Annotated in this window: 30 protein-coding genes; 13 read left to right on the forward strand and 17 right to left on the reverse strand. The window is 30.6% G+C overall.

Going from position 1 to position 26,108, the window contains the following annotated elements:
- Positions 1 to 3 precede the first annotated feature (3 nt).
- The 3 genes from H3Z83_RS08175 to rsfS are packed head-to-tail and all read right to left on the reverse strand — an operon-like array spanning position 4 to position 2,927.
- Positions 4 to 594 (reverse strand): LUD domain-containing protein, encoded by a 591-nt coding sequence (locus tag H3Z83_RS08175; protein WP_182124991.1) that lies wholly within the window; start codon positions 592 to 594, stop codon positions 4 to 6.
- 10 nt (positions 595 to 604) lie between these two features.
- A complete protein-coding gene (gene ftsH, locus H3Z83_RS08180; RefSeq protein ID WP_182124992.1) occupies positions 605 to 2,533 on the reverse strand; it encodes an ATP-dependent zinc metalloprotease FtsH in 1,929 nt (642 codons plus the stop codon).
- A gap of 25 nt (positions 2,534 to 2,558) precedes the next feature.
- Positions 2,559 to 2,927, reverse strand: coding sequence for a ribosome silencing factor (gene rsfS / locus H3Z83_RS08185; RefSeq protein WP_182124993.1), 369 nt, complete (start codon positions 2,925 to 2,927; stop codon positions 2,559 to 2,561).
- A gap of 86 nt (positions 2,928 to 3,013) precedes the next feature.
- Between rsfS and H3Z83_RS08190 the strand changes: the two genes are divergently transcribed.
- Positions 3,014 to 3,745 carry a biotin--[acetyl-CoA-carboxylase] ligase gene (locus tag H3Z83_RS08190; protein ID WP_182124994.1) on the forward strand — a complete coding sequence of 244 codons (732 nt, stop codon included), beginning with the start codon at positions 3,014 to 3,016 and terminating at the stop codon, positions 3,743 to 3,745.
- A 1-nt stretch (position 3,746) separates the two neighbouring features.
- Here H3Z83_RS08190 and H3Z83_RS08195 read toward each other — a convergent pair whose 3' ends face one another.
- Together H3Z83_RS08195 and pyrE are read right to left on the reverse strand one after the other, a co-directional pair.
- Entirely contained in the window at positions 3,747 to 4,136 is a 390-nt protein-coding gene (locus tag H3Z83_RS08195; protein WP_182124995.1) for an SRPBCC family protein, read from the reverse strand.
- 13 nt (positions 4,137 to 4,149) lie between these two features.
- Positions 4,150 to 4,800: an orotate phosphoribosyltransferase gene (gene pyrE, locus H3Z83_RS08200; protein ID WP_182124996.1), complete on the reverse strand. Its 651-nt coding sequence runs from the start codon at positions 4,798 to 4,800 to the stop codon at positions 4,150 to 4,152.
- 7 nt (positions 4,801 to 4,807) lie between these two features.
- Here pyrE and H3Z83_RS08205 point away from each other — a divergent pair, with 7 nt between their 5' ends.
- The 4 genes from H3Z83_RS08205 (at position 4,808) to H3Z83_RS08220 (ending at position 8,451) form a co-directional block, all read left to right on the forward strand.
- Positions 4,808 to 5,416 (forward strand): NUDIX hydrolase, encoded by a 609-nt coding sequence (locus H3Z83_RS08205; RefSeq protein WP_182124997.1) that lies wholly within the window; start codon positions 4,808 to 4,810, stop codon positions 5,414 to 5,416.
- 127 nt (positions 5,417 to 5,543) lie between these two features.
- Positions 5,544 to 7,439, forward strand: a complete 1,896-nt coding sequence (gene dnaK / locus H3Z83_RS08210) for a molecular chaperone DnaK (protein WP_182124998.1) — start codon at positions 5,544 to 5,546, stop codon at positions 7,437 to 7,439.
- A 63-nt stretch (positions 7,440 to 7,502) separates the two neighbouring features.
- On the forward strand, positions 7,503 to 7,925 hold the full coding sequence (locus H3Z83_RS08215) for a secondary thiamine-phosphate synthase enzyme YjbQ (RefSeq protein ID WP_182124999.1): 423 nt from the start codon (positions 7,503 to 7,505) through the stop codon (positions 7,923 to 7,925).
- Between the two features lies 1 nt (position 7,926).
- Positions 7,927 to 8,451 (forward strand): hypothetical protein, encoded by a 525-nt coding sequence (locus H3Z83_RS08220; RefSeq protein WP_182125000.1) that lies wholly within the window; start codon positions 7,927 to 7,929, stop codon positions 8,449 to 8,451.
- A gap of 1 nt (position 8,452) precedes the next feature.
- On the opposite strand, the gene H3Z83_RS08225 is transcribed toward H3Z83_RS08220, so the two are convergent.
- Positions 8,453 to 8,884, reverse strand: a complete 432-nt coding sequence (locus H3Z83_RS08225; protein WP_182125001.1) for a DUF7738 domain-containing protein — start codon at positions 8,882 to 8,884, stop codon at positions 8,453 to 8,455.
- Positions 8,885 to 9,009: 125 nt separating this feature from the next.
- Here H3Z83_RS08225 and H3Z83_RS08230 point away from each other — a divergent pair, with 125 nt between their 5' ends.
- The 3 genes from H3Z83_RS08230 (at position 9,010) to H3Z83_RS08240 (ending at position 11,892) form a co-directional block, all read left to right on the forward strand.
- Positions 9,010 to 10,305, forward strand: coding sequence for an NAD(P)/FAD-dependent oxidoreductase (locus tag H3Z83_RS08230; protein ID WP_182125002.1), 1,296 nt, complete (start codon positions 9,010 to 9,012; stop codon positions 10,303 to 10,305).
- Positions 10,306 to 10,308: 3 nt separating this feature from the next.
- The gene (locus H3Z83_RS08235; protein WP_246337508.1) at positions 10,309 to 10,623 is read left to right on the forward strand and encodes a hypothetical protein; all 315 of its coding nucleotides are present in this window, start codon (positions 10,309 to 10,311) and stop codon (positions 10,621 to 10,623) included.
- Positions 10,624 to 10,968: 345 nt separating this feature from the next.
- Positions 10,969 to 11,892 (forward strand): AraC family transcriptional regulator, encoded by a 924-nt coding sequence (locus H3Z83_RS08240; protein ID WP_182125003.1) that lies wholly within the window; start codon positions 10,969 to 10,971, stop codon positions 11,890 to 11,892.
- 54 nt (positions 11,893 to 11,946) lie between these two features.
- Here the strand turns inward: H3Z83_RS08240 and ribB are convergent, their stop codons facing one another.
- The 6 genes from ribB to tpx all read right to left on the reverse strand — a co-directional run bounded on the left by ribB (position 11,947) and on the right by tpx (position 18,661).
- Complete coding sequence (gene ribB / locus H3Z83_RS08245; protein ID WP_182125004.1) at positions 11,947 to 13,089, reverse strand: 3,4-dihydroxy-2-butanone-4-phosphate synthase; 1,143 nt, start codon at positions 13,087 to 13,089, stop codon at positions 11,947 to 11,949.
- A gap of 2 nt (positions 13,090 to 13,091) precedes the next feature.
- Positions 13,092 to 14,540 carry an LptF/LptG family permease gene (locus H3Z83_RS08250; RefSeq protein ID WP_182125005.1) on the reverse strand — a complete coding sequence of 483 codons (1,449 nt, stop codon included), beginning with the start codon at positions 14,538 to 14,540 and terminating at the stop codon, positions 13,092 to 13,094.
- A 94-nt stretch (positions 14,541 to 14,634) separates the two neighbouring features.
- Positions 14,635 to 15,288 carry a LolA family protein gene (locus tag H3Z83_RS08255; protein ID WP_182125006.1) on the reverse strand — a complete coding sequence of 218 codons (654 nt, stop codon included), beginning with the start codon at positions 15,286 to 15,288 and terminating at the stop codon, positions 14,635 to 14,637.
- A 17-nt stretch (positions 15,289 to 15,305) separates the two neighbouring features.
- Positions 15,306 to 17,747 (reverse strand): DNA translocase FtsK, encoded by a 2,442-nt coding sequence (locus H3Z83_RS08260; RefSeq protein ID WP_182125007.1) that lies wholly within the window; start codon positions 17,745 to 17,747, stop codon positions 15,306 to 15,308.
- Positions 17,748 to 17,774: 27 nt separating this feature from the next.
- Positions 17,775 to 18,155: a diacylglycerol kinase gene (locus tag H3Z83_RS08265; protein ID WP_182125008.1), complete on the reverse strand. Its 381-nt coding sequence runs from the start codon at positions 18,153 to 18,155 to the stop codon at positions 17,775 to 17,777.
- A gap of 8 nt (positions 18,156 to 18,163) precedes the next feature.
- Positions 18,164 to 18,661 (reverse strand): thiol peroxidase, encoded by a 498-nt coding sequence (gene tpx / locus H3Z83_RS08270; protein ID WP_182125009.1) that lies wholly within the window; start codon positions 18,659 to 18,661, stop codon positions 18,164 to 18,166.
- Positions 18,662 to 18,772: 111 nt separating this feature from the next.
- On the opposite strand from tpx, the gene H3Z83_RS08275 reads away from it, so the two are divergent.
- Together H3Z83_RS08275 and H3Z83_RS08280 are read left to right on the forward strand one after the other, a co-directional pair.
- Positions 18,773 to 20,173, forward strand: coding sequence for an MATE family efflux transporter (locus tag H3Z83_RS08275; RefSeq protein ID WP_182125010.1), 1,401 nt, complete (start codon positions 18,773 to 18,775; stop codon positions 20,171 to 20,173).
- Between the two features lie 14 nt (positions 20,174 to 20,187).
- Complete coding sequence (locus H3Z83_RS08280; protein WP_182125011.1) at positions 20,188 to 20,412, forward strand: hypothetical protein; 225 nt, start codon at positions 20,188 to 20,190, stop codon at positions 20,410 to 20,412.
- Positions 20,413 to 20,591: 179 nt separating this feature from the next.
- On the opposite strand, the gene H3Z83_RS08285 is transcribed toward H3Z83_RS08280, so the two are convergent.
- From H3Z83_RS08285 to H3Z83_RS08295, 3 genes are all read right to left on the reverse strand, one after another.
- Positions 20,592 to 21,128 (reverse strand): nucleoside monophosphate kinase, encoded by a 537-nt coding sequence (locus H3Z83_RS08285; protein ID WP_182125012.1) that lies wholly within the window; start codon positions 21,126 to 21,128, stop codon positions 20,592 to 20,594.
- 126 nt (positions 21,129 to 21,254) lie between these two features.
- Positions 21,255 to 21,776: a hypothetical protein gene (locus H3Z83_RS08290; protein WP_182125013.1), complete on the reverse strand. Its 522-nt coding sequence runs from the start codon at positions 21,774 to 21,776 to the stop codon at positions 21,255 to 21,257.
- Between the two features lie 265 nt (positions 21,777 to 22,041).
- Positions 22,042 to 22,920, reverse strand: a complete 879-nt coding sequence (locus H3Z83_RS08295; RefSeq protein WP_182125014.1) for a DNA-methyltransferase — start codon at positions 22,918 to 22,920, stop codon at positions 22,042 to 22,044.
- A 76-nt stretch (positions 22,921 to 22,996) separates the two neighbouring features.
- Here H3Z83_RS08295 and H3Z83_RS08300 point away from each other — a divergent pair, with 76 nt between their 5' ends.
- From H3Z83_RS08300 to H3Z83_RS08310, 3 genes are read left to right on the forward strand one after another with little or no spacing between them, the layout of a single operon-like run.
- Positions 22,997 to 23,218 carry a helix-turn-helix domain-containing protein gene (locus H3Z83_RS08300; protein WP_182125015.1) on the forward strand — a complete coding sequence of 74 codons (222 nt, stop codon included), beginning with the start codon at positions 22,997 to 22,999 and terminating at the stop codon, positions 23,216 to 23,218.
- Between the two features lie 3 nt (positions 23,219 to 23,221).
- Positions 23,222 to 23,761, forward strand: coding sequence for a DNA adenine methylase (locus H3Z83_RS08305; protein ID WP_182125016.1), 540 nt, complete (start codon positions 23,222 to 23,224; stop codon positions 23,759 to 23,761).
- Between the two features lie 2 nt (positions 23,762 to 23,763).
- The gene (locus H3Z83_RS08310) at positions 23,764 to 24,285 is read left to right on the forward strand and encodes a hypothetical protein (protein ID WP_182125017.1); all 522 of its coding nucleotides are present in this window, start codon (positions 23,764 to 23,766) and stop codon (positions 24,283 to 24,285) included.
- On the opposite strand, the gene H3Z83_RS08315 is transcribed toward H3Z83_RS08310, so the two are convergent.
- Positions 24,248 to 25,165 (reverse strand): DNA adenine methylase, encoded by a 918-nt coding sequence (locus tag H3Z83_RS08315; RefSeq protein ID WP_182125018.1) that lies wholly within the window; start codon positions 25,163 to 25,165, stop codon positions 24,248 to 24,250. The two genes, H3Z83_RS08310 and H3Z83_RS08315, sit on opposite strands and share 38 nt — an antisense overlap.
- Positions 25,166 to 25,525: 360 nt before the next feature.
- Positions 25,526 to 25,921: a DUF4345 domain-containing protein gene (locus H3Z83_RS08320; protein WP_182125019.1), complete on the reverse strand. Its 396-nt coding sequence runs from the start codon at positions 25,919 to 25,921 to the stop codon at positions 25,526 to 25,528.
- Positions 25,922 to 26,108 lie beyond the last annotated feature (187 nt).

Here is a 26,108-nt window from a genome sequence, read left to right on the forward strand (position 1 = left end):
GGTTTATAAATCTTCAAAGAGCAGCAAATATAAGTTTTTTGAGTTAGTGTTACCATAACTTAAAAAATTATCCTCATCAGCTTCAATTTTATAATTAGTTATAGAACTAATATTTGTAGGGATGTTACCGCTAAAGTGTGTTTTAATACCTGTTAAACCTTCTCCCATATTTTTTACTAATTGACTAGTAGTAGCGTACACAATAAAATGTTTAGGAAGAGAAGATAGTTTGTTGCTTCCTAATTGATTAGATGAAAATAATAATTCTCCCTTATTAGAAATCAAGTGTTCACAAGATGTAAAAAAAGGTATTGATTCAGAAAAATGTTCTTGTAAATTAACATCTATTTTATCAGTAAGCTTTACTAGATCATAATCTGAACATGTAATCTTTTTCCAGTTATTTTCTTGTAAAATATGTTTAAGGTTATTTTTTACTTCTTTTATAGAAGTACAGTATAAAAACTTACCGCCTTTATTAATAAAATTATGCACAAAAGAATCATCTAGAGATAAATTAACTTCTTGTTTGTTAATTTCTTTGTTTCTAGATGATTCTATTTGTGATTTAAATAACTTCTTAAAAAAATTCATTAATTAAAAACTAATCTTCAGTTACTGTATCAGTTTTTTCTTCTTTTTTATCAAAAGGTCTCTCTCCAAAAACTTTTATTAAATCGTCTTTAAAGATAACTTCTCTCTCTAATAATAACTCGGCTAGTTCGTTTAGTTTATCTTTATGTTGATCTAGTATTTCAATAGCTCTTTGATATTGACCTTCTATAATTTTTGAAATTTCTTCATCAATAGTTTTAGCAGTACCGTCGCTATAAGGCTTTACAAAAGAATCGTTTCCAGTTGAATCGTAATAGGTAATATTTCCTACTTTTTCGTTTAAACCATAAACGGTAACCATGGCACGAGCTTGTTTAGTAACTTTTTCTAAATCACTTAATGCTCCTGTTGATATTTTGTTGAACATTAGTTTTTCTGCAGCTCTACCTCCCATAGTAGCACACATTTCATCTAACATTTGTTCAGTTTGAACAATTTTTCTTTCTTCTGGTAAATACCATGCAGCACCTAAAGATTGACCTCTAGGAACAATAGTTACTTTTACTAACGGAGCAGCGTGTTCTAACATCCAGCTAACTGTTGCATGACCTGCTTCGTGATAAGCAATTACTTTCTTCTCTTTAGGAGTAATTACTTTATTTTTCTTTTCCAATCCACCAACGATTCTATCAACTGCATCTAAGAAATCTTGATGCTCAATAGCTTCTTTACCATTACGAGCAGCTATTAAAGCAGCTTCATTACAAAGGTTAGCTATATCTGCACCAGAAAAACCTGGAGTTTGCTGTGCTAAGAATTCTAAATTAGCATTATCTGCTAATTTCAAAGGCTTAATATGTACTTCAAAAATTTCTCTACGCTCGTGTAAATCTGGTAAGTCAACATAAATTTGACGGTCAAAACGACCAGCACGCATTAAAGCTTTGTCTAAAACATCAGCACGGTTTGTTGCAGCTAATACAATTACATTTGTATCGGTACCAAAACCATCCATTTCAGTTAAAAGTTGGTTTAATGTATTTTCACGTTCATCATTACCACCTGTCATACTATTTTTTCCTCTAGCTCTACCAATGGCATCAATCTCATCAATAAAAATAATTGATGGTGATTTTTGTTGCGCTTGTTTAAATAAATCTCTTACACGAGAAGCACCAACACCTACAAACATCTCAACAAAATCAGAACCTGATAAAGAAAAGAAAGGAACACCAGCTTCACCAGCTACTGCTTTTGCAAGTAACGTTTTACCGGTACCTGGAGGGCCTACTAATAAAGCTCCTTTAGGTATTTTACCACCTAGTTTTGTGTATTTTTCTGGTGTTTTTAAGAAATCTACAATTTCTTGAACCTCTTCTTTTGCACCTTCTAAACCAGCAACATTTTTAAACGTAGTTCTAACTTTAGAATCTTCATCAAAAAGTTTGGCTTTCGATTTACCAATGTTAAATATTTGGCCTCCGCCAGCACCTCCGCCAGCACCTCCAGACATTCTTCTCATAAAGAATAACCAAATACCAATTAGTAAAATAAAAGGAAGGAAACTAATGATTCCATCAATCATACTAGTTCTTTCAACATTAGAGACATCAAAGTCTAAATTATGCTCAGATTTTTCAGTTGAAATTTCTTTTTCGAAATTTTCTTGATTTCCAAAGTTGTACGTGTATAAAGGAGATCCTTTTCGGTAAAAAGGAGATTCAGTTAATTTCTTGTGATTTTCTTTTTCCTCAGCTTCTTTCTTTAAAAAGATTTGTGCTACATTATTGTTTTCAACAACAATTTTTTTAATGTCGTTAGCCTCTAAAATCTTTGTGAATTCATTTTTAGATATCTGACGAGAACCTAAGTCTCCTGAATTCAAAAAGCTTAAACCTAGTAAAACAACAAATATTGGAATGTATAACCAAAATGAATTTAGTTTAAATTTTGGTGTATTTTTTTTCTTATCACTCATAAATTAGTGTGTAAATTGTTTGCAATTAAGCAGGGTTAATTTCGGTGATTTTTGCGTCACCCCAAAGACTTTCAATGTCATAATACTCACGTATTTGTTTTTGAAAAACATGTACAACAACATTAACATAGTCCATTAAAATCCATTCTGAATTTCCTTGCCCTTCTATGTGCCAAGGTTTATCTTGAAGTTCTTTACTAACAGTTTTCTGAACAGAACCTGTAATAGCATTTACTTGTGTGTTAGAATTACCAGAACAAATTACAAAATAATCACAAACTGTATTTTCAATTTCTCTTAAATCTAGTAGTTGAATATCCTCTCCTTTTACATCATCAATCCCCTTTATTATCATAGCGATTAAGTCGTCTGTGTTTGCTTGTTTTTTAGTCATTAAAAAAAATTAAGTTTTAGCAAAGTTATTATTTTTTTGCGAGTAATTTATGTAATATTGATACTTGTTTTACTTGCAAAACGTATATGAAAATAATCAAACTTGATGCCATTGATTCGACCAATTCATTTTTGAAGAATTTGTCAGTTAACTCTACTGTTCAAGACTTTACAATTGTGATGGCAAAGGAGCAGACATCTGGTAAAGGGCAAATGAATGCTAAATGGGTTGTTGACGGTGGTAAAAACCTAACCTTTAGTGTTTTTTCTTGTTTTGATGACTTAGAAATATCTAATCAAAAGTACTTGAGTTTTGGCGTTTCATTAGCTGTTTTTGAGACTCTTAATGAGTTAAAATTACCAAAATTGGCTATAAAATGGCCAAACGACATTCTGTCAGTGAATAAAAAGTTAGCTGGAATTTTAATAGAAAATAATTTAAAAGGCAATAAAATAACGTCATCAGTTATTGGAATTGGAATTAATGTAAATCAAGAAATCTTTTCAAAAGATTTGCCAAATGCAACATCGATAAAAAAAATAGTAAATAAAGAATTTGATTTAGATATTTTATTAAATGAAATTTTAATAAGGTTGAAAAGTAAACTTGAATTGCTTCATAAAAAAGATTACGCGTTTTTAGAAAAACAATATTTAAGTGTTTTGTATAAAAAAAATGTTCCGAGTATGTTTAAAAACAATCAGAACATTTTATTTATGGGTAAAATAATTGGAGTCTCTGAAAACGGAAAACTCCAAATAGAATTAGAGAACGAAACGATTAAAGAATTTGGTCTTAAAGAGGTTTCGTTTGCTTAGTTTATAATTTTGAAATATTTTCAGTTAAAGTTTCAATAAACTTAGTTAATGGTTTTTTTACCATCATAGCCATCATTGGATTAAAATCTCCATTAAAACTTAAAACTACTTCACTTTCGTTTTCTGAAAGTTCATTAATGTCAGATGATAAAGTAAATGGTAATTTACTACTTGCAGCTCCTAAAGTTATATTTGAATATTCAGTTTTTTCTTTCATAACCAATCTTATTTCTGGCATTCCTTTTAATCCAAAAATAAAACTATCGCCATCTACCTCAAATTTTTGAGTGTTTTCTGGCATTAATTGTTCAAAGTTTTCAAGTTTGCTAAAAAAATCAAATGTGTCTTTTGCTGATTTTTTTACGATTACTTTGTTTCCTTCAATATTCATATTCTATTATTTTTTATTCTTCGTTTTGTTTCCATTTGCTTGGATTCATTCTCCAATCTTCTAAAGAACGTAGCTCTTCACTTGTAATATATTTGCTATCTAAAGCTTGCTCTAGCATATATTCATAATTACTAAGTGTAGTTAGCTCTACATTATCTTTTTCAAAGTTTTCAGAAGCGATATTAAATCCGTAAGAAAAAATAGCGACCATACCTTTTACATTTGCATGCGCTTCTTTTAAAGCTTTAACAGCATTCAAGCTACTTTTGCCAGTACTGATTAAATCTTCGATAACCACTACATTCTGGCCACTTTCTAAATGTCCTTCTATCTGATTTTTTCTTCCATGTTTTTTAGGTTCAGGACGAATATAAATAAAAGGAACCCCTAATTCTTGAGCAACTAATATGCCAATTGCAATAGCGCCTGTGGCAACACCTGCAATTACATCAGGCTTACCGTGTTTTTCTTCTACTAACTTAGCGATTTCTTCTTTTAAAAAATTTCTAACAGGTGGATACGATAATGTAACTCTATTGTCACAGTAAATTGGTGATTTCCAACCAGAAGCCCATGTAAAAGGATTTTGTGGACTCAGTTTTATAGCTTTTATTTGTAAAAGAAGTTCAGCTGTTTTTTTTGCAGTATCTTTGTTAAAATCCATAGCGCAAATGTATAAAGTTTTTGTTAATGATAAGCCGATAATCTTTACAACTTCTGTAAAAAATGAAGAAGATTATCCAGTTTATGTTTACAAAAATACAATTATAGATGAACTTATCTACAAGTTAAAACTAGGTAAATTAAAAGGAGTTTATCTTTTTTCTAACGATCTTGAAAATCATTGGCAATCATTCAAAATTAATTTAAAAGTTATTACTGCTGCTGGAGGACTTGTTTTAAATGATGAAAATGAAATTTTATTTATTTATAGAGGAAATAAGTGGGATTTACCTAAAGGGCGTATTGAGAAAGGTGAGGAGATTGAAGAAACTGCTGTTCGTGAAGTAGAAGAAGAATGCGGAATTAAAAATTTATCAATTAAAAAGAAGCTGATTAACACTTACCATCTATTTGTTCAAAAAGGAGAGCACCGTTTAAAAGAAACACATTGGTATTTAATGTATTCTAATTACAAAGGGAATCTGATTCCTCAAACAGAAGAAGGAATAACAAATGTTTTGTTTAAAGGTAAAAGCGATACAGAAAAAGCACTGCAAAACACTTACTTAAACATTAAGTTAGTGTACGATTCGTACAATAATTCAATAAAAAAATGACACTCTGTCATTTTTAAAACCCATTATTATTCTTTTTCTGCCAAAATATTAGCCAATAGCTAATGGCACACACTTTGACTATTACTACTCGTAAAATTGAATTAAAAATTTATTTAAGATAATAATTATGAGTAAAATTATAGGTATAGATTTAGGAACTACCAACTCATGTGTTTCTGTAATGGAAGGAAACGAGCCAGTAGTAATTCCTAATGCTGAAGGAAAAAGAACAACACCATCTATCGTAGCATTCGTAGAAGGAGGAGAGCGTAAGATTGGAGATCCAGCAAAAAGACAAGCAGTAACTAATCCAACAAAAACAGTTTATTCTATTAAACGTTTTATGGGTAATAAGTTTTCTGAGTCTTCTAAAGAAGCAGGAAGAGTTCCTTATAAAGTAGTAAAAGGAGATAACGATACACCACGTGTAGATATTGATGGACGTTTATATACGCCACAAGAAATTTCTGCAATGGTATTACAGAAAATGAAGAAAACTGCTGAAGACTATTTAGGTCAAGACGTAGCAGAAGCAGTAATTACTGTACCAGCATATTTTAACGATGCACAGCGTCAAGCAACTAAAGAAGCTGGTGAAATTGCAGGATTAAAAGTTCGTCGTATCATCAACGAGCCAACTGCAGCAGCATTAGCTTATGGTTTAGATAAAGCAAGCGAAGACAAGAAAATCGTAGTATTTGATTTTGGTGGAGGTACACATGATGTTTCTATTTTAGAATTAGGAGACGGAGTATTTGAAGTATTAGCTACAGATGGAGATACACACTTAGGAGGAGATGATGTTGATGAAAAGTTAATCAACTGGTTAGCTGAAGAGTTTATGGCTGAAGAGAACATGGACTTACGTAAAGATCCAATGGCTTTACAGCGTTTAAAAGAGGCTGCTGAAAAAGCGAAGATCGAATTATCTTCTACAACTTCAACAGAAATTAACTTACCATATATTACAGCTACAGCTAGTGGACCTAAGCACTTAGTTAGAACAATGACTAGAGCTAAGTTTGAGACTTTAATTGATGATTTAATTAAAAGAACTATTGAGCCTTGTGCTACTGCTTTAAAAAATGCTGATTTATCAATTTCTGATATTGATGAAGTAGTATTAGTAGGTGGTTCAACTCGTATTCCTGCAATTCAAGAAGCAGTTGAAAAATTCTTTAAAAAAGCGCCAAGTAAAGGAGTAAACCCTGATGAAGTAGTTTCTTTAGGAGCTGCAATTCAAGGTGGAGTTTTAACTGGAGATGTAAAAGACGTTTTATTATTAGATGTTACGCCTTTATCTTTAGGAATCGAAACTATGGGGAATGTATTTACAAAGTTAATCGATGCAAATACAACAATTCCTACTAAGAAATCGCAGGTATTTTCTACAGCAGTAGATAACCAACCATCGGTAGATATTCACGTATTACAAGGTGAAAGAGCGATGGCAGCAGATAACAATACAATTGGTCGTTTCCAATTAACTGATATTCCACCAGCACAAAGAGGAGTTCCTCAAATTGAAGTAACTTTCGATATTGATGCAAACGGAATTATTAAAGTTTCTGCAGCTGATAAAGCAACAGGAAAATCTCAAGATATTCGTATCGAAGCTTCTTCTGGATTATCTGATGAAGAAATCGAAAAGATGAAAGCTGAAGCTGAAGCAAATGCTGATGCTGATGCAAAAGCAAAAGAAACTGCTGAGAAAATCAACGGAGCTGATTCTATGATTTTTCAAACAGAAAAGCAATTAAAAGAGTTTGGAGATAAGTTATCTGATGATAAGAAAGGTCCAATCGAAGCTGCTTTAACTGAATTAAAAGCTGCTCATGAATCTAAAGACTTAGCACAAATTGATGCTGCTATGGAAAAGATTAATGAAGCTTGGAAAGTTGCTTCTGAAGAAATGTATGCTGCACAACAAGGTGGAGCTGATGCAGGAGCACAACAAGGTCAACCTGAAGCAGATGCTCAAGGTGACAATGTTGAAGATGTAGACTTCGAAGAAGTGAAGTAATTTTTTTGAAATTATAAATATTAAAAGCCATCTAGTTTTAGATGGCTTTTTTATTTTTACAAGATGAAATTTTATCAAAAAGAAATTCAGTTATCAGAGTATCCAAGAGGTTATCATTTAATAACTGATGTTTTATTAGGTGCCGTTCCTAAGTTAAGAGAAATTAAAATTGGACAATTTCAAGCGTTTATTAAACACACCTCTGCGAGTTTAACTATTAATGAAAATGCAGACCCAACTGTGCGGGTGGATTTCGAATCACATATTAATAAAATGATTCCTGAAAATATGCCGTATTATAAGCATGATTATGAAGGAGCTGATGATATGCCAGCGCATATAAAAAGTTCAATATTAGGTAGTCAAGTTCAAATTCCAATAACAAACGGAAAACTAAATTTAGGTACTTGGCAAGGTATTTATTTAGGTGAGCATCGTAATTACGGGGGAAGGAGAAAAATTGTAATTACTGTTTTTGGAGAATAAAATGTATTATAAGTTTAATTTTTTTAAATACACTTACTGCGAATTTGAGTCAAAAAAGATCGATTTTTTTGAAGGGAAATCAGCACATTATCAAAGTAAATCTGGTAGCTTGTATTTTTATGCTGATGATGGTGTATACCGTTATTCGAATCATTGGGGAAGAGTAGCAAACTGTAGATGGAAAATTAAAGGTGTCGAAAATTATAAGAGCCAAAATTATTATGTTGGCTTTGCAAAATGGATTGATTTTTATCCATTAAATGATTTTGATAAAGTGTTTTATTTAGAGGTAGATTTTAATAAACAACAGGCAAGAATAAAAAGAATAGGAAGCGTAGCGAATACAGATAAATTTTTAATGACTTCTGAGTTCGTACATCAACGTTTAAAGCAAATACAAACTTTATTTAAAGAGTATAAATGGGCAAAGTATTTTGATGATGATATAGATGTTGTTAGAAAAAAACTGATACTAGGTTTAGTAACTTCAAATAAAGCTATTCAGCAGTTAAAGCAACAACTATAAATTAATTATTGTAAGTTTTATTTACACCAATACTAAATCCAAAACGAACAGTACTTTCACTGCCTAGTCGTAGAATTGCTAATTCACCTAAAGATATTTTACTGAATTCATTATTCGTTATTTCATCATTATTTAGAATTAGTTTTCCAGTAAATTGCTTTTTGGTATTGTATTCGCTTCTATCTTGTTTATTTTGATAAAAATTAATAGATAAAATATTGTCTTTATCTTCATAACCACAAAATATGCCTAGTTTGTCCCAAATAATGTAATTTTTACTTTTGTTTAATTTCCTATCTGGTTTACCAAAAGTGTTTATTAAAGTATCATAGTTTGTTGGAAAAGTAACCGGTTTACTATTTATGGTAATAACATCTGTATCGCACTCAATAACTAATCTTTTTTGTTTTTTTTTCTTTAAAAAATTAAACATGACAATCTGTTTTTAATTAATTATTTATTTTCAGAGGTTTAGTGTAAATCTAAAGAATAAATTTTAACTAACTCGTTTCACTTTCGTAAATTTGTAATTAGATTATTTAATGATAATAAATCTACATGAACATACCACAAACGAGCTTTCCTCGAGTAGTAATTATAGGAGGAGGTTTTGCAGGATTAGCGGCTGCAAGAGGATTAGAAGACCAAGATTTACAAGTTGTTTTAATAGATAAACACAACTACCATACATTTCAACCATTATTATATCAAGTAGCTACAGGAGGATTAGAACCTGATAGCATTGCTTTTCCATTACGTAAACGTTTTAACGATGTGGAGAACTTCTTTTTCCGATTAGCAGAAGTTACCAATATAAATGCAGATGAAAATACTATTGAAACTTCTATAGGGAATTTAGAATACGATGAGCTAATCATTGCAACTGGTTCTACCACTAATTTCTTTGGAAATACTAATATTGAAAAGTTTGCAATGGAAATGAAATCGGTTCCGCAAGCATTAAATATTCGTAGTTTAGTTCTAGAAAATTTTGAAGAAGCGCTATTAGAAACAGATTTAGACAAGCGTAGAGCTTTGATGAATTTTGTAATTGTTGGTGGTGGGCCTACAGGTGTTGAATTGGCAGGAGCTTTGGCAGAAATGAAAAAAGGTATTCTACCTAAAGATTATCCAGATTTAGATATCCGTCAAATGAAAATAAATTTGATTCAAAGTTCTGGAGAGTTGTTAAAAGGAATGAGCAACAAAGCATCTGCAAAAGCAGAAGATTTTTTAATAAAATTAGGTGTTGATGTTTGGAAAGATCTCCGTGTTTTAGATTATGATGGAGAAACTGTAACTACCAATGGTCACGATCATTTTAAAGCTGAAACAGTAATTTGGGCAGCGGGTGTAAAAGGAGATTCAATTACAGGTTTAGAGCAAGAATGTTTAATTGAGAGAGCTAATCGATTTAAAGTTGATGAGTACAGCAAAGTTATTGGTTATAATAATGTATATGCTATTGGAGATGTAGCTTGTATGGAAACCAAAAAATATTCTTACGGGCACCCAATGATGGCACAACCAGCTATTCAGCAAGGAAAATTATTGGGCAAGAATATTCTTGCAAAATTAAAAGGGAAAAAACTAAAACCTTTTAAATATAACGATAAAGGCTCTATGGCTACAATTGGTCGTAATAAAGCTGTGGTAGATTTACCTAAATGGAAGTTTCAAGGAGTATTTGCTTGGTTTGTTTGGATGTTTGTTCATTTGTTTTCATTAATCGGATTCAGAAATAAGGTAATAGTATTTATGAATTGGATTTATAATTACATCCGATTTGATAGAGAAACAAGATTGATTATTCGTCCATATAAAAAGAAAAATAATTATAGTTTTAAAGAATAAAGCATGAGTGTTACAAGGAATATAAAATGTCCAAACTGTGGAGTTTTTAATACTAATAAAGAGTATTGCGAAAATTGTAACACGTTAATTTCTCACGAAAAAAAGAGGGCTTTAAAGGAAAAAGAATATAAGGAAACTTTAATAAATGAAGCTAAAGAAAAGATTGAGAATCCTAATTTAGCAGAGCGTTTAAAAAAGCATCCTTTCTTTTTGTATAGAATTGTTGGTTGGGATTTTGTATTCAGCTTTTCTAGTGGTAAGTGCTATAGGAGCTTTATTAGCATGGTTTATAGCTATGGTAGCAGCTGGATAATATGAATCGATTTTTAAAAGTCTATTTTGTTTCTTCTTTATTTATTGGGCTATGTGTTTATATAACTCAAAGAAATAAATACTTATTACCAGATATCATTCAGTTTTATTTAAACGACTTTTTAATAATTCCAATTGTATTAACAATTAGTCTTTATATCCTGAGATGGAGTAAGAATAATAAAAATTACCATATTCCTTTAAGTATCGTTTTGTATAGCTGTTTTCTGTATAGTTTCTTATTTGAGTATTTTCTTCCTAAATTTCATTTAAGATACACTTCAGATTTTATTGATGTTATTTTGTACTTTGCTAGTGGAATAATATTCTACATCTTTCAGAAAAATAATTATGAAATCTTCAAAAAAACTAAATACTAAAGTAGTAACTAGAATAGGTAAATCGATTACTTATATTGAAGAACACTTACACGAAAAGTTAATGTTAAATGATATCGCTGAGAAAGCACATTTTTCTCCATTTCATTTTCATCGATTATTTTCAATAGTAACAAAAGAAACTTTAAATAATTTTATCACAAGAAAAAGAATTGAAAAGGCAGCTTCTTTTTTGTTACATAAAAAAGAATTAACAATTACTGAAATTTCCGATAGAGTAGGGTTTACTAGTTTATCGTCATTTTCAAGAGCTTTTAAGAAATTTTACGGAATGAGCCCTGTTGAATTTAGAGAAAGTAGTCCTCATAAGTTTAGCAAGATTAGTAAAGAAGAAAGCAAGAATGGACAAATGATTACCTTATTTGAACAATACATTTGTAACGTAAATAACTCTTTAAATTGGTTAAAAATGAATGCGATTACAGAAGTTAAAATAATTCCAGAGGTACAATTAGCTTATATAAGTCATCAAGGTAAAATGGATTTAATAGGTAATGTTTATAACAGACTAATGCAATGGGCTTTTCCAAAAGGTTTAATGCAGCAAGAAAATTTAAGAATGATAACCATTTATCATGATAGTCCTAAAATTACAGATCCGAATAATTTAAGGATGAGTGCTTGCATGACTTTAAACAGAGAAGTAAAAACTGAAGGAGAAGTAAACCTTAGAACATTACCAGATACCAAATGTGTTGTTTCTCGTTTAGGAATTGCACCAATGGAGTTTCAAGAAGCTTGGGAAGCAAATTTTGTTTGGATGTCAGAAAAAGGATTTAAAAGAGCAGATCAAGATCCTTTTGGAATTTATTATAACAATCCGCAAGAGCATCCTGAAGGAAAGTGCATTGTAGATCTGTGTATTCCTATAGAATAAAAAAATCCCGAGTTAAAAAACTCGGGATTTTTTATGTTTTATTCTTTTAGCAAATTAATAGTTTACATAATCAACAATTTCTAAACCATAACCAATCATACCAACACGCTTGGTTTGTTTGGTGTTAGAAACTAAACGTAATTTATGAATGTGTAAGTCGTGTAAAATTTGCGCTCCAATACCAAAGTCTTTATTATCCATAGCTACATGCGGAGCTTTCATTTCTCCTTTAGCTTGGTTTTCTTTTAAACCACGTAATCGAGCTAATAAGTTTAAAGCTTGACTTTGTTGATTGATAAAAATAATAGCACCACGTCCTTCATCGTTTATTACTTTAAACATCTGGTCTAATTTCTTGTCAGCATTATTAGTTAATGTACCTAAGATATCGTTGTTTACAAGCGTAGAATTTACGCGTGTTAATATTGGTTCATTTTTACTCCAAACACCTTTGGTTAACGCAATATGTATTTGTTTGTTAGTAGTTTGTTGATAAGCTCTTAAACGGAATTCACCAAAACGAGTTTTAATATTAAAATCTTCTTTCTTTTCAATTAAAGAATCGTGCTCCATACGATAAGCAACTAAATCTTCGATAGAAACAATTTTTAAATCGAATTTTTTAGCAACTTTTAAAAGTTGAGGTAAACGAGCCATGGTACCGTCTTCATTCATGATTTCTACAATAACTCCAGCAGGTTGTAAACCAGCTAATCGAGCAAAATCAATTGCAGCTTCGGTATGCCCCGTTCTTCTTAAAACACCTCCATTTTTAGCTTTTAAGGGGAAAATATGTCCTGGGCGTGCTAAATCGAAAGGTTTTGTTTCTGGATCGATTAAAGCTTCAATAGTTTTAGATCTATCTGAGGCAGAAATACCTGTGGTTACACCTTTACCTCTTAGATCTACAGAAACTGTAAAAGCAGTTTCCATAGGGTCGGTGTTGTTGTTTACCATCATGTTTAGTTGTAACTCTTTGCAGCGATCTTCGGTAAGTGGAGTACATATTAAACCTTTACCATGGGTTGCCATAAAGTTAATCATCTCTGGGGTTACCTTTTCGGCTGCCGCTAAGAAATCACCTTCATTTTCACGGTCTTCATCATCAACAACAATAATTACTTTTCCGTTTTTAATATCTTCTATTGCTTCTTCAATAGTGTTTAACTGAACTTTTGTTGATGTTTGTGTTGTCATTGTTATGTTGTTTTCTCTTTTTTAGAGAATAAGTTTTTAATCGTAGTACGTATAGATGCAAAAAATGTATTCACATCAAAAAGACCTTTGTCTTTAGTGGCTCTAACGGTTAATATTATAGCCAAAGGTAGCATTATAAACACACTTATCCAAGATCCTATTATGGCAGTTAAAGAGCTTTCTTCTGCTAAATTTCTACCAAAAGTATTTGAAAAGAAATACAATACATAAATAGCAATTGCTAAAATCATTGGTAATCCCATTCCTCCTTTTCTAATAATTGAACCTAAAGGAGCACCAATAAAAAACAGTAATAAACAAGATAAAGAGAAAGCAACTCTGTTATAATATTCAATATCATACAGGTTTAAGTATTTCCTTCTGTTTTTTAAAGTTTCTTTATTAGATTTATTATTATTTAATGTTCTTTCAATTTTTGAAACCGCAGAAGATAGGATGTTACGTTTCTCTCTGTCATTAAAGTTTTCAAGAATATTTGGCGAAATTTCTTTATTAACTAAAGAATCTGGGTAGTGGTGTAAATCTTCAATATCAATACTTAAAAACAAGTTTTTGGCTTTACTTTTAATAAAGTCATCATAGTTTTTTTTCATTGTAGGTACAGTATCCTTCAATTGAGCTAAACTAAGCATGTTATACTGACGTGTGTATTTTTCATCACCAAGATCATCATCGTTAAAAGAAGAAATGTCAATATTTATAGTGTACTTGTCAAAATATGCATGAGAAGCGGGCATTTTTTGCTTTTCTTTAAAAGAAGATCCATTTTTTAAATGATGCTCAAAATAGTAACCATCTTCTAAAACTAAAGTCATATACCTACTGCTTTCGTCAGAAATTATTTTACCTTTTTCCGCAGTAATAATTTTATTATTTCCTTTTCTATCAGATAAATCATAAATCATCACCTTTTTTAAAAGGTTATCGTCTTCTCCGTACTTCTCTTCAAACTTAATTTGATAATTAGGTAGTTCGGTGTTAAAACTCCCTGCAACTAAAGCTATAGCAGGTTGCTTTTTCTTGATGTTAACTTTCATGTTTAACTGCTTTAACATCGCATAAGGGTAAACGTTGTTTAAAAACAAAAAGTTAATACCACTTAAAAAAAGAGTTAAGAAAACTAACGGGCGCACCATTCGAGGTAATGAAATACCAGCTGATTTCGTAGCTGCAAATTCATAATTTTCAGATAGGCTACCCAAAGTCATTATCGAAGATAGTAAAACACCAATAGGTAATGCTTGTGGTACTACTAAAAGAGTGGTGTACCAAAGAAATTTTAATATAATTCCAAGACTAATACCTTTGCCAGCAAAATTGTCAAAAGCTAACCATAAGGCCTGCATTACCAAAACAAATAATATGATAAGGAATGTGGCGAAAAAAGGTTTTAAAAAGCTTTTTAAAATATATCTGTCTAATGTTTTCACAGATGCAAAGGTAGTAGGTTAGTTGGATAAAAAAATAAAAGTTTTGTTAATGATTTTTAAAGATTCATTAACAAAACTTTTTAGATGTATTAGTTTAGTCTATAAAGTAACCCTGTTTTAAATATTTCTCTTTATCAAATGAAAACATTTTTTTAGAAATTGGTTGGTTACTTTTAAATTTTGTAATTGTAAAGGTAGTTTCAGCTCCGTTAGAACCTATTTGTACTAATTTATATATGTGCTTCGTTTTAGCATCAATACCTAATTGTACTTTTACGATATCAGAGTTGCTATCAATAGGAGTTAAATCTACAAACTGAACTTTACGACCGTTATTGTTTTTTAATTTTCCCATAGAAAAATTATAACCGTCTTTATAAAAAGTTAATAGTTTAGAAGGGTAAATAAAACCATCTTCTTCATCTAAATCTCCGTTAGTTATATTTACTTCTTTTTCTTCTTGATTGATAACAACTAGCTTGTTTCCGTCAAAAATAAAATTGTTACCTAAATAATCAAGGTTGTATTTTTCTCCAGAAAGTGTTATTTCTCCACGTATTGGAGGATCGTTTGTAATTCCTGCTTCTTTGTTTACTAATGTTGAGTTAAAACCAATAATCATATTGGTGTAAGCTCCCATTTTTACTGATACTTCATCTAGTAGTAGCTTAGCTTCAGACGAGCTATTTTGAGCTATACTATTTAAACTAATAAATGCTGCGATGAATAATAATCCTACTTTTTTCATATTTCTAAATTAGAAATTTAATTATTGTTTTTTTCGTTTTCTAATAACTGATCTAAAGCAACCAAATCAGGGACTAAAACTTGTCTTGCTTTACTACCTTCGAAAGACCCAACAATACCAGCAGCTTCTAATTGATCTATCAATCTACCAGCTCTGTTGTATCCTAACTTTAATTTACGTTGCAATAAAGATGCCGAACCTTGTTGCGCTGTAACAATAAGTTCAGCTGCATCTTTAAACAGTTTATCTCTATCTGAAATGTCTATATCAAGATTTGTGCCACCTTCTTCACCAACATACTCTGGTAATAAGTGTGCTTTTGGATATGCGCGCTGAGAACCAATAAAATCAGTGATTTTTTCTACTTCAGGAGTATCAACAAAAGCACATTGAATTCTACTTAAATCATTTCCTGCCGTATATAACATGTCACCTCGACCAATTAATTGATCAGCCCCACCTGCATCTAAAATAGTTCTAGAATCAATTTTAGAAGTTACTCTAAAAGCAATTCTGGCTGGAAAGTTGGCTTTGATAATACCTGTAATTACATTTACAGAAGGTCTTTGCGTAGCCACAATTAAATGTATACCAATAGCACGAGCTAATTGCGCTAAACGAGCAATAGGTGTTTCAACTTCTTTACCGGCCGTCATAATTAAATCGGCAAATTCATCAATAACTAATACGATGTAAGGTAAAAATTGATGTCCGTCATTCGGATTTAATTTACGTGCTTTAAATTTAGCATTGTACTCTTTTATATTACGAACCATTGCATTTTTAAGCAAGTCGTAACGTGCATCCATTTCGATACATAATGAGTTTAAGGTGTTTACAACTTTAGTGGTGTCGGTAATAATGGCATCTTCACTGTCAGGAAGTTTGGCTAAATAATGACGTTCTATTTTATTAAATAAAGTTAATTCAACTTTTTTAGGGTCTACTAAAACAAATTTAACTTCAGCAGGATGTTTTTTGTAAAGTAATGAAGTTAATACTGCATTTAAACCAACTGATTTTCCTTGTCCAGTTGCGCCCGCCATTAGTAAGTGAGGCATCTTAGCTAAGTCAACCACAAAAGTTTCGTTAGAAATTGTTTTACCAAGCGCAACAGGAAGTTCCATTTGAGATTCTTGAAATTTCTTAGAAGAAATAACAGAATGCATAGAAACAATCGTTGATTTTTTATTTGGTACTTCTATACCAATAGTTCCTTTTCCTGGAATTGGCGCAATAATACGAATCCCTAAAGCAGATAAAGATAAAGCAATATCATCTTCTAAATTTTTAATTTTAGAAATTCTAATGCCAGCTTCAGGCACAATTTCATACAATGTAATTGTTGGCCCTACAGTAGCTTTAATTTTTGAAATACCAATTTTGTAATTGCTTAATGTTTCTACAATTCTATTTTTATTGGCTTCAAGTTCTTCAGGATCTATAGAAATACTTTCGTTATATTCTTTTAATAAATTAAATGTTGGGAATTTGAAATTACCAAGTTCTAAAGTAGGATCAAATTCTCCAAAATCTTTTACTAATTGGTCTGATAAATTCTGAGTAACACTTTTCTCTTCAGCTATTTTTTCAATAGCGACTTCAACTTCTTTTTTAGATTGCTCTGAAATATTTAGCGGAGAAGTTTCATTTGTTAACTCAATAGAAGGAGTTTCTTCTTCTTTTGGAGTTGAAGTACTAACATCAGAATGTTTTGTTATTGTAGGTTGTAAATTTTCTACTGAGAGCTCAAAGTCTGATTTTTGAACTTCATCAGTTTCTGCTTTATTTATCTCAGTTGTAATTTCTTCTTCTAGATCATCGGTTTCTTTAGAAAGTCTAGTCAATTCTTTTTTCTCTTTATTGGCTTTTACTTTTTCGTTAATTGCTTCAGGTGTAATACTAAATTTGATAATCAAAAAAGCAACAAGAAAGAACAGTAATAAAATCATTAATCCTGTTTTTCCTAAAAAAGTTTGCAAGTATTCATTTAGTTCAAAACCAATAATACCAGATAAAACTGCATTTTTTTTCTCAACAAACCCAAAAGCAACGGAAACCCAAAGCATACTTAATAAACCCCAGTTCCAAGAAGTAACAATTCTTTTTAAATTAGTTTGAAAGAAAATTCGAGCACTGGTAAAAAACAATGTAATAGGGATAAGGAATGCACCTACGCCAAAACCATCAAACACAAAAAAGCTACTAAGCTTTGATCCGATTTTACCCAATAAATTTTTTGTTGGGATATTTTTATTACCAAATTCGGTTAAAGTACTTTGGTCTTCTTGCCAAGAAAAAAAGAAAGACACAAAAGCAACTGTTAGAAATATTGAAAAAAGAAATAAAAAGGCTCCTAAAAGAGTTTGATTTTGTCTGTTAGAAAAAAAAGTAGATACTCTTTTAAAGATGCTTGTCTTTTGTTGTTTCTTTTGAACAGTTGTCTTTTTTTTAGCCATGTATTTTTGTTAGAAATAATTTAAACGCTACAATATAGCTATTATTTTAGGAAGATAAATGATGCAAGCAATGATCAACGAAGTAAATGCGGCAAAAGCAGGAGCACCTGCTGCAATGTCTTTTATAAAACCTATTTTTTCATGATAATCTGGGTGAATAAAATCTGCTACTTTTTCGATAGCAGTATTTAATGCTTCAGCAACTAAAACTACGCCAATAATTAAACATTGAATCATCCATTCTGTCATGGAAATATCAAAATAGAATCCTGCAATAGTAGCAATTATACCAAAAGTAATTTGAGCTTTAATACTGTTTTCTGTAGTAGCTAATAGCCAGATACCTTTAATAGCAAATTTTATACTTCGTAAACGTCTCCTTATAAAGTCGTTATTCGGATTTTTCATAAACAGTTCTATAAAGAGTTTAAAGCAGCTTCGTAATTAGGCTCATCTACAATTTCAGGAACTTGCTCAGTGTAAAGAACTTCTCCATTTTCATTAATAATAACAATGCAACGAGAGTGTAAACTAGTTAAAGGACCATTTTTAACTTCTAAACCATAATCTTTACCGAATTTACCTGTAGCAAAATCAGAAAGCATCACTACATTTTCTATTCCTTCTGCACCACAAAAACGACCTTGAGCAAAAGGTAAATCTCTAGAAATACATATAACTTTAGTGTTTTCTAGTTCTGAAGCTTTTTTATTAAATTCTCTTACTGAAGTAGCACAAGTACCAGTATCTACACTTGGAAAAATATTTAAGATTAATCTGCTACCAGAAAAATCGTTTAAACTCTTCACAGATAAGTCTGTTGCAACTAACGAAAAATCGATTGCTTTACTTCCTTTTTCAGGTAAGTTTCCTATAGTTTCTATTGCGTTTCCTTGTAGTGTAACTGTTGCCATTTTTGTTTGTTTTTAAGAATATCAAAGGTAATTAAATTAATTAAAAAAAGGTGTAGATAAACCTATGGACTGTTAAAAAAGTTATCTTCGCAGTCTGAAATAAAATAACCCTTGAATTTACAGCAATACACATCAGAATTTAAGTATAACTGGAAGCTAGCAGCTCCAGTAATGTTGGGTATGCTAGGGCACACTTTTGTAAGTTTTGTTGATAATATTATGGTTGGACAATTAGGAACGGCTGAATTAGCTGCGGTTTCTTTAGGTAACAGTTTTATGTTTATTGCCATGTCGTTAGGAATTGGTTTTTCTACAGCAATAACTCCTTTGATAGCCGAAGCAGATTCTTCTGATAATTTTAAACAAGCAAAATCTACATTTAAACACGGATTGTTTTTATGTTCAGTAATTGGAATTTTAATGTTTTTAATGGTTTTCTTTTCGAAGCCATTAATGTATTTAATGAAACAGCCTATAGAGGTTGTTGAGTTGGCAATACCTTATTTAGATTTGGTAGCTTTTTCATTAATTCCTATGATTATTTTCCAAGCTTTCAAACAATTTAGCGATGGAATGTCGATGACTCGTTATCCGATGTATGCAACAATTGTGGCGAACTTGTTAAATGTTTTATTGAATTACTTGCTGATTTTTGGAAAGTTTGGCTTTCCTGAAATGGGAATTGTAGGTGCTGCTTACGGTACTTTAGTTTCGAGATTTGTAATGGTGGCTTATCTATGGTGGTTATTAACTAAAAAAGAACGCTCTAAAAAGTTAGTTACAAGCATTAAGTTGTTTGTATTGGATAAATTAATGCTTCGAAAAATAATTAGCTTAGGAGCACCAAGCGCAATGCAAATGTTTTTTGAAGTTGCCATTTTTACGGCAGCAATTTGGTTAAGCGGATTATTAGGTAAAAACCCACAAGCAGCAAATCAGATAGCTTTAAATCTGTCTTCGATGACGTTTATGGTTGCTATGGGATTAAGTGTTGCATCTATGATTAGAGTTGGGAACCAAAAAGGATTGAAAAACTTTAAAGAGTTACGAAGAATAGCGTTTTCAATATTTTTTTTAGGTACTATTTTAGCAGTTGGATTTGCAACGATATTTTTTGTTTTTCATAAAAGTTTACCAAATTTATATGTCGATTTAAGTGATGCTAATAATTACGCCGATAATATGGAAGTAATGAAAATTGCAGCTAACTTGTTAATTGCAGCAGCTATTTTTCAAATATCAGATAGTATTCAGGTAATGGTTTTAGGAGCTTTACGTGGTTTGCAAGATGTAAAAATTCCAACCATAATTACATTCATATCATATTGGGTAGTAGGTTTTCCGATTAGTTTTTATTTCGGAAAAGAAGAGATGTATGGTAGTTTTGGTATTTGGCTAGGGCTTTTAGCAGGATTAACTACAGCGTCTATATTACTATTCATTCGATTTAATAAATTAACTTTACAATTAATAAAAACTAACCCAGTTACTGAGGTTAAACAAAAAATATAAAAGATTCTCAATTTATGGACTTACCTAAATTTTTATTAGCAGATAACAGCAATCATCCTGAAGATATTTTTGTATTGCATACAGAGTATCCTCGTTTTTTAATTAACCTTAAAGATGATTCAATAGAGTGGTTTGAAGATTTAACAGGAGAAAAAGAAGAAGATGTTACTACCGAATTAGCTGACCTAATGGATAAAGCAGGTGAGTTTTATGATGATGAAATGAAAGGTTTAGAGTAACGGTTTGGCTATGAAAAGCACTGTTTTCAACCGAGCACGTAGCTAAGCCTTTGTGTTTTGTTTTTAAATTTATTGTTTTTAATAACCAATCCAAAGGATTGGCGTTGTTAATTGCTTGCAGTGACCTTTCAAGTTCTGCCAAACCCACGCATTTTTTATAGCCTTTGTTAGTAGCTGTTTTATTTTAATTCTTTGGTGTTTTCGTCAAGGAAATCCAGTTCAATCACAGGAATGTCATTTAATTTTTCAATCATTTTTTCGGCTCTATCCATTTGTTTTTGCATAGATTCAATTGTTTGCTTTTTCATATCAGCATCATATACTTTTCCATAATTGTTTTGAGCAATATCATAGATTTTATCAAAATCGTTAACCTTGTAATAAATGATTTTTTCAATGTTATCATTCAAGTTATCCAGATGGAACTTAAGCACATTAAGTTGTTCTATATTTCTTGGAAAATCGACTAAAATATTATGTTTTTTGCTATCCCAATTTTGAATTAATGCATCAATTAAATAGGCGTCAGATATTAATAGTCCATTATCAATATGATACTTAACCTTTTCGTCTACCTCTGTTGTTGGATTAGCTAGTCTACTTCTTATTGTTTCAGTATCGATAACATTAAATTCATTGAGTTCGTTTTTCTCGATTAATTCTCGAAAAATTGGTAAAATTCCTCTTTGTATTTGATATCGATAGATTATTATCATTCTTTAATTGCTACTAACGTTTATGTATAAGAATAGTTGCGGGTTGTATGCGAGGATTTTCCGAAGGAAAATCAGACGTTACAAACACGCAACGGCCTTTGATTAAGCACTAAACCGTAATTATTTTTATACGGTGTTGTAGAGCGTTATTTTATGTTTTCCTTTATTCAGATACTCGGTTGTATATTCTGTTCGATTGATATAAATTTTAAGCAAGTCATTTTCTTCGTTATCTCCGCTATAATCTTGTTCAAAACTAAAAAACACGTTTCGGTTTGGCAGAATGATTGGTGTTTTAAAATTAGGCCCTTTTGTCAATTCAAACCTCCAATTCAAGTTGTTCAATTTTTCAGTTACGCTTTTGAAATTCAAACTGTCATTTAGCCACCCAAAATCAAAAAAGTCAGACTTATAATCATTATCAAAATTCAAAACCTTAATGATTATTTCCGATAACCCTTTGTAATAGTTTGTGTCAAAATAAAATTCGACAGAGTCAATTTCAATGTATGGAAATTTAGCTTTTTTTAATTCCGCAATTGTTTCTTTCCATTCAGGAAATATCTTTAAAATATCAGATTCCGAATCTCCCCATTTGAAAGGTGAAATATCTCCAGTCTTAATAATGTTTAGTATATCGATTTTCATTTCTCTAATGCTCTACAACGTGTTTGTATATGAAAAGTAGCGGATTTTATGCACTAACTTTTCGGTCTATAACTGACTTTAAATTTATAAAATTCACTTCAAATTAAGTACTTAAACCGCTATTTTTTATATACGTTGTTGTGTTTTCGTACTTTTTTTTCTCGTTCAGTTTGTAGCGTTGGCAAAGACATACTCTTTTGCAATTTTTGGCTTGTGTGATGGCTGAAGCGAATTGCAAATGTGTATGACTTTTAGCGTTGGCAAATCATAAAATTAATTCAGTTACATATTCAGTTTCTGGTTCTTTCGCTAAAAACAAATCCAATTCTTTCTGATTATTAAATCCTTGTAATTTTTGTTTGTATTTAGAAGCAATTTTCGGATTTTCAATTTCAAGTTTTCGATTTTTACTAATTTCCAAATACTCTTGTTCTTTGTCTATTCCTAAATAGCGTCTGTTCGACAAATTTGCTGCAATTCCTGTTGTACTACTTCCAGCAAAAGGATCTAAAATCCAAGCATTTGGTTTTGTTGATGCTAAAATTAAACGAGTTAAAACTGATAAAGGTTTTTGAGTCGGATGTTTTATACAGCTTTTTTCCCAAGGTGCGATTGCAGGAAGTTTCCAAACATCTTTCATTTGTTTGTCTCCATTAAGTTGTTTCATTAATTCATAGTTGAAATAGTGAGGTGTTTTCTCGTTTTTTCTCGCCCAAATTATTTGTTCCGTTGAATGTGTAAAATACCTACAAGAAAAATTTGGTGGCGGATTTGATTTTTGCCAAGTAACTATATTTAATATTTTGAAGTCTAATTCTGTTAGAGTTTGTCCAACGCTAAATATATTGTGCATTGTTCCACTTATCCAAATTGTAGCATCTTCTTTCATATTTTCCCGAACTAATGAAAGCCATTGCCTATTAAATTTGTTTATATACTCTGTTCCAAGTGATTTGTCCCACTTTCCTTTATTTACAGAAACAATTTTACCACTTTGGATTGACAAACCATTATTTGATAAAAAATAAGGCGGATCAGCAAAAACCATATCAAACTTATGATTGATTTTTGGTAATAACTCCATTGAATCTCCTTTTAAGAGACAGAAATTTTTATCGGTTGATTTGAAATATGGTTTTAGCATAAACAAATATAGTAAAATTTATTTACGATACTTATTGTATGTAGACTTTTTGTATACAAAAATAGATATTAGCATTATGAAAAAAGATAGCGTTTTAGTCAAATTTGGTAATAAAGTTAGACAACTTAGAAATGAAAAAGGTTGGAGTCAAGAAGAACTTTCTTTTAAGTCTGGTTTTCATAGAACTTATATAGGAATGGTTGAAAGGGCAGAACGTAATATTTCATTGAAGAATATTGAAAGAATAGCGAAAACATTCAATATTGAAATACAAGATTTATTTACTAATAAAAATTAGAATATGACTGAAATTGATTTAACTAAACAAAAATTTAGTAATGATAGGGCGAAATTTAGAAAAGAGATTATAAATATTTTTTTAAACGAAACAGCAGGAACTGGAAAAGGAGCAAATACATCAAGGTATAAATATGTTGTAAATGTTTTACCTGATGGAAGAAAAGTTTATTTAAGTCGTCCAGCAAATTTCAATAATGGTTTTGACTTTACGCTGAATGTAGAAAATACAAATTTTAATTTGGGTTTAATAAATGAAAAAGGGAATCCTAAAAGATCGAGTACAAGACCAACACACGAAAACATACTTACTGATTTAAGAAATAAAAAAGCTGAAAATAAAGCTCTTTATGACTTATTAATAGATGAAATTGATTTGATTTTTAATTGTCAAAACTCAACTAAAACAGATTTTCCTTTCAAAACAGGTCATTCAAGTAAATTAATTTTGGAATGTATCAAATGGTTATTTGAGGAACAAGATGTTACTTATTGGAATTATTCAGGTCGTTCAATGTTTTACAATGCAATTAAAGAAATATAAATATGGCAAGAATTCCTAATACAGTTGGTGGTGGAGCAAATACAAATTTTAATGGTTTACGTTTTGAAGGTAGAACAGATTTATTAGATGCGATAAATTTGCATCTAGATTATTCTATACAGAACGATAATGAAGTTGTGAAAAATGGAAATATTGTTGCACATTATTATGAAAAATACTCGCTTTACAAAGAGTATTTAACTCCTAACGGAGTTGATTATAGAACTATTTTAAGCAAAAGATTATTACCAGATGGAGCTTTACTTGTTGGAAATACAATGTATATTATTGAGAAAAAATATCAAGCAGGTTCTGGTTCAGTTGATGAGAAATTACAAACTTGTGATTTTAAGAAAAAGCAATACACTAAATTGTTTAGACCATTAAATATAAATGTTGAATATTTTTATGTTTTAAATGACTGGTTTGACAATCCAAGAAACAATGATGTTTTTGAATATATTGAGAGTGTAGGTTGTAAATATTTTATTGAAGATTTGCCTCTTGAAGAACTTGGTTTGTAATTAATAACTCTGTTAATTTTCCTCTTTTGTTTGGATTTGCGTTTATACTTCTTCGGGCATTTACGCGATAAATATTAAAATCAGAATATAAATCATCAAAAAAATTGTCATTTGGATTTTTTCCTTTAACATCTGAATTGCTTAAAATCCATTGATGATTTAAATTGTCTAATTCTGTACAAAAATCTTTTAATCGTATTTGTTCAGTATCATTAAATTCATCTTTGGCGTAAGAATTAAAACTTGAAGTTTCGCTTAATGGTTTGTATGGTGGATCAAAATAGAAAAAAGTATTTTCTGTAGCAAAATTTAACGTTTCCGAATAATCTCCATTTAAAATTTCTACTCTTTGAAGCACTATAGAAACTGCTCTTAAATTTTCTTTATTACAAATTAATGGTTTTTTATAACTACCAATTGGAACATTAAATTCATTTTTACGGTTTACTCGAAAAAGTCCATTAAAACAGGTTCTATTTAAGAAAATAAATAAAGCACTTTGAGTTGTTTGATTTGAAATTCTTGAATTAAAAAGTGCTCTCTTATCGTAATAATATTCCTTTTTTTCAGCGTCATTTTGAGCTAAAATATAATATTCACTTTGCCATTCTGAAAGTATATTTATCAAATTTTCTACATCTTCTTTTATTGAATTATAGCAATTTGTTAAGTCTGTATTTATGTCATTTATAATTGCTCTTTCCATATTTGGAAACTGTTCAAGCATCCAAAACAAAATTGCTCCACTTCCTACAAATGGCTCGATGAACGTAAAATTATTCTCAATTATATTTTCAGGTAATTGATTTTCAATTTGTTCAATCAGTTGAGTTTTTCCTCCAGCCCATTTCAAGAATGGTTTTGCAACTATTTTTGTCATATTAATTATTCAGTTTGTTGTAAAAATACATTATTAATTTCAATTCGAGCGTTGGAAAATTTTAGCTCTTTTGGTTTTTTTGCATTGGCTTTTTGAGTTGGCAAAAATCAAAAGTGCTAAAATATGCGGCTGGATCAGTATGAAACACAACGTTTAGTATAAGAAACGTAGGGCGGTTAATAAGCACTTTCGTTTCGGTTTATTACTTAGCTAAATATAAATATTTTGCTTTTATTTTTATCTTAAATGCCAAATTTTATAATTGGCGACTTTGCAAATAAACACAGACCTTTCGGTTAAGTACCAAAGCCCTATGTTTTTTATACATTGTTACCTGTCTGGCTTTCTCTCCGATTCTATTCACTTTGTATTATATTTTTTAAGTTGATAAATCGAATAAATTCCGAGAGCAAATTCCGCTATTATTCCGAAAATATAACCTCCTGTCGGTAATCCGTCCATTATCATACTCAACGCACGTCCTGTAGCAAGGGTTAGCATAAATAATATATTCAGTTCGGTGGCACGTTTCCAATATTCGGTTTTCCAAATTCCCAAAATCCATATTACTGAAATTCCGATATATAGACACATATTAGCTTTCAACATATTTGCAAGGTCAATTGTGTTGACTTGAATGTCCAATTGTTCTGGCAGAATTGATGGTGAACCGTAAATTATGCCTGTTGGTAATACAATTGATATAGAAATGAGAAGATGTAGGTTCTTAAAAATCCAATTTATTTTATCCGTCATATTTTTCGTTCCGATTTCAGATTTTTAATGTTTACTTTGAGTTTTTTTGCGCTTGCAGGTAACGGTTTTGTGTATAGAAAGTTGCGTTTTTTGAGTGCGAGGATTTTCCGAAGGAAAATCAGAAGTAACAAAAAATGCAACTGACTTTGGTTAAGCAGTAAACTACGCAATTTTTTATACACGTTGT

Origin of the sequence: Tenacibaculum pelagium, from assembly GCF_014062345.1 — a bacterium.
GTDB classification, from domain to species: Bacteria; Bacteroidota; Bacteroidia; order Flavobacteriales; family Flavobacteriaceae; genus Polaribacter; species Polaribacter pelagius.

Coding starts and splice junctions, on each gene's coding strand:
- H3Z83_RS08175 (WP_182124991.1), bottom strand. CDS start 594: ATGAATTTTTTTAAGAAGTTATTTAAATCACAAATAGAATCATCTAGA.
- ftsH (WP_182124992.1), bottom strand. CDS start 2,533: ATGAGTGATAAGAAAAAAAATACACCAAAATTTAAACTAAATTCATTT.
- rsfS (WP_182124993.1), bottom strand. CDS start 2,927: ATGACTAAAAAACAAGCAAACACAGACGACTTAATCGCTATGATAATA.
- H3Z83_RS08190 (WP_182124994.1), top strand. CDS start 3,014: ATGAAAATAATCAAACTTGATGCCATTGATTCGACCAATTCATTTTTG.
- H3Z83_RS08195 (WP_182124995.1), bottom strand. CDS start 4,136: ATGAATATTGAAGGAAACAAAGTAATCGTAAAAAAATCAGCAAAAGAC.
- pyrE (WP_182124996.1), bottom strand. CDS start 4,800: ATGGATTTTAACAAAGATACTGCAAAAAAAACAGCTGAACTTCTTTTA.
- H3Z83_RS08205 (WP_182124997.1), top strand. CDS start 4,808: ATGTATAAAGTTTTTGTTAATGATAAGCCGATAATCTTTACAACTTCT.
- dnaK (WP_182124998.1), top strand. CDS start 5,544: ATGAGTAAAATTATAGGTATAGATTTAGGAACTACCAACTCATGTGTT.
- H3Z83_RS08215 (WP_182124999.1), top strand. CDS start 7,503: ATGAAATTTTATCAAAAAGAAATTCAGTTATCAGAGTATCCAAGAGGT.
- H3Z83_RS08220 (WP_182125000.1), top strand. CDS start 7,927: ATGTATTATAAGTTTAATTTTTTTAAATACACTTACTGCGAATTTGAG.
- H3Z83_RS08225 (WP_182125001.1), bottom strand. CDS start 8,884: ATGTTTAATTTTTTAAAGAAAAAAAAACAAAAAAGATTAGTTATTGAG.
- H3Z83_RS08230 (WP_182125002.1), top strand. CDS start 9,010: ATGAACATACCACAAACGAGCTTTCCTCGAGTAGTAATTATAGGAGGA.
- H3Z83_RS08235 (WP_246337508.1), top strand. CDS start 10,309: ATGAGTGTTACAAGGAATATAAAATGTCCAAACTGTGGAGTTTTTAAT.
- H3Z83_RS08240 (WP_182125003.1), top strand. CDS start 10,969: ATGAAATCTTCAAAAAAACTAAATACTAAAGTAGTAACTAGAATAGGT.
- ribB (WP_182125004.1), bottom strand. CDS start 13,089: ATGACAACACAAACATCAACAAAAGTTCAGTTAAACACTATTGAAGAA.
- H3Z83_RS08255 (WP_182125006.1), bottom strand. CDS start 15,288: ATGAAAAAAGTAGGATTATTATTCATCGCAGCATTTATTAGTTTAAAT.
- H3Z83_RS08260 (WP_182125007.1), bottom strand. CDS start 17,747: ATGGCTAAAAAAAAGACAACTGTTCAAAAGAAACAACAAAAGACAAGC.
- H3Z83_RS08265 (WP_182125008.1), bottom strand. CDS start 18,155: ATGAAAAATCCGAATAACGACTTTATAAGGAGACGTTTACGAAGTATA.
- tpx (WP_182125009.1), bottom strand. CDS start 18,661: ATGGCAACAGTTACACTACAAGGAAACGCAATAGAAACTATAGGAAAC.
- H3Z83_RS08280 (WP_182125011.1), top strand. CDS start 20,188: ATGGACTTACCTAAATTTTTATTAGCAGATAACAGCAATCATCCTGAA.
- H3Z83_RS08285 (WP_182125012.1), bottom strand. CDS start 21,128: ATGATAATAATCTATCGATATCAAATACAAAGAGGAATTTTACCAATT.
- H3Z83_RS08290 (WP_182125013.1), bottom strand. CDS start 21,776: ATGAAAATCGATATACTAAACATTATTAAGACTGGAGATATTTCACCT.
- H3Z83_RS08295 (WP_182125014.1), bottom strand. CDS start 22,920: ATGCTAAAACCATATTTCAAATCAACCGATAAAAATTTCTGTCTCTTA.
- H3Z83_RS08300 (WP_182125015.1), top strand. CDS start 22,997: ATGAAAAAAGATAGCGTTTTAGTCAAATTTGGTAATAAAGTTAGACAA.
- H3Z83_RS08305 (WP_182125016.1), top strand. CDS start 23,222: ATGACTGAAATTGATTTAACTAAACAAAAATTTAGTAATGATAGGGCG.
- H3Z83_RS08310 (WP_182125017.1), top strand. CDS start 23,764: ATGGCAAGAATTCCTAATACAGTTGGTGGTGGAGCAAATACAAATTTT.
- H3Z83_RS08315 (WP_182125018.1), bottom strand. CDS start 25,165: ATGACAAAAATAGTTGCAAAACCATTCTTGAAATGGGCTGGAGGAAAA.
- H3Z83_RS08320 (WP_182125019.1), bottom strand. CDS start 25,921: ATGACGGATAAAATAAATTGGATTTTTAAGAACCTACATCTTCTCATT.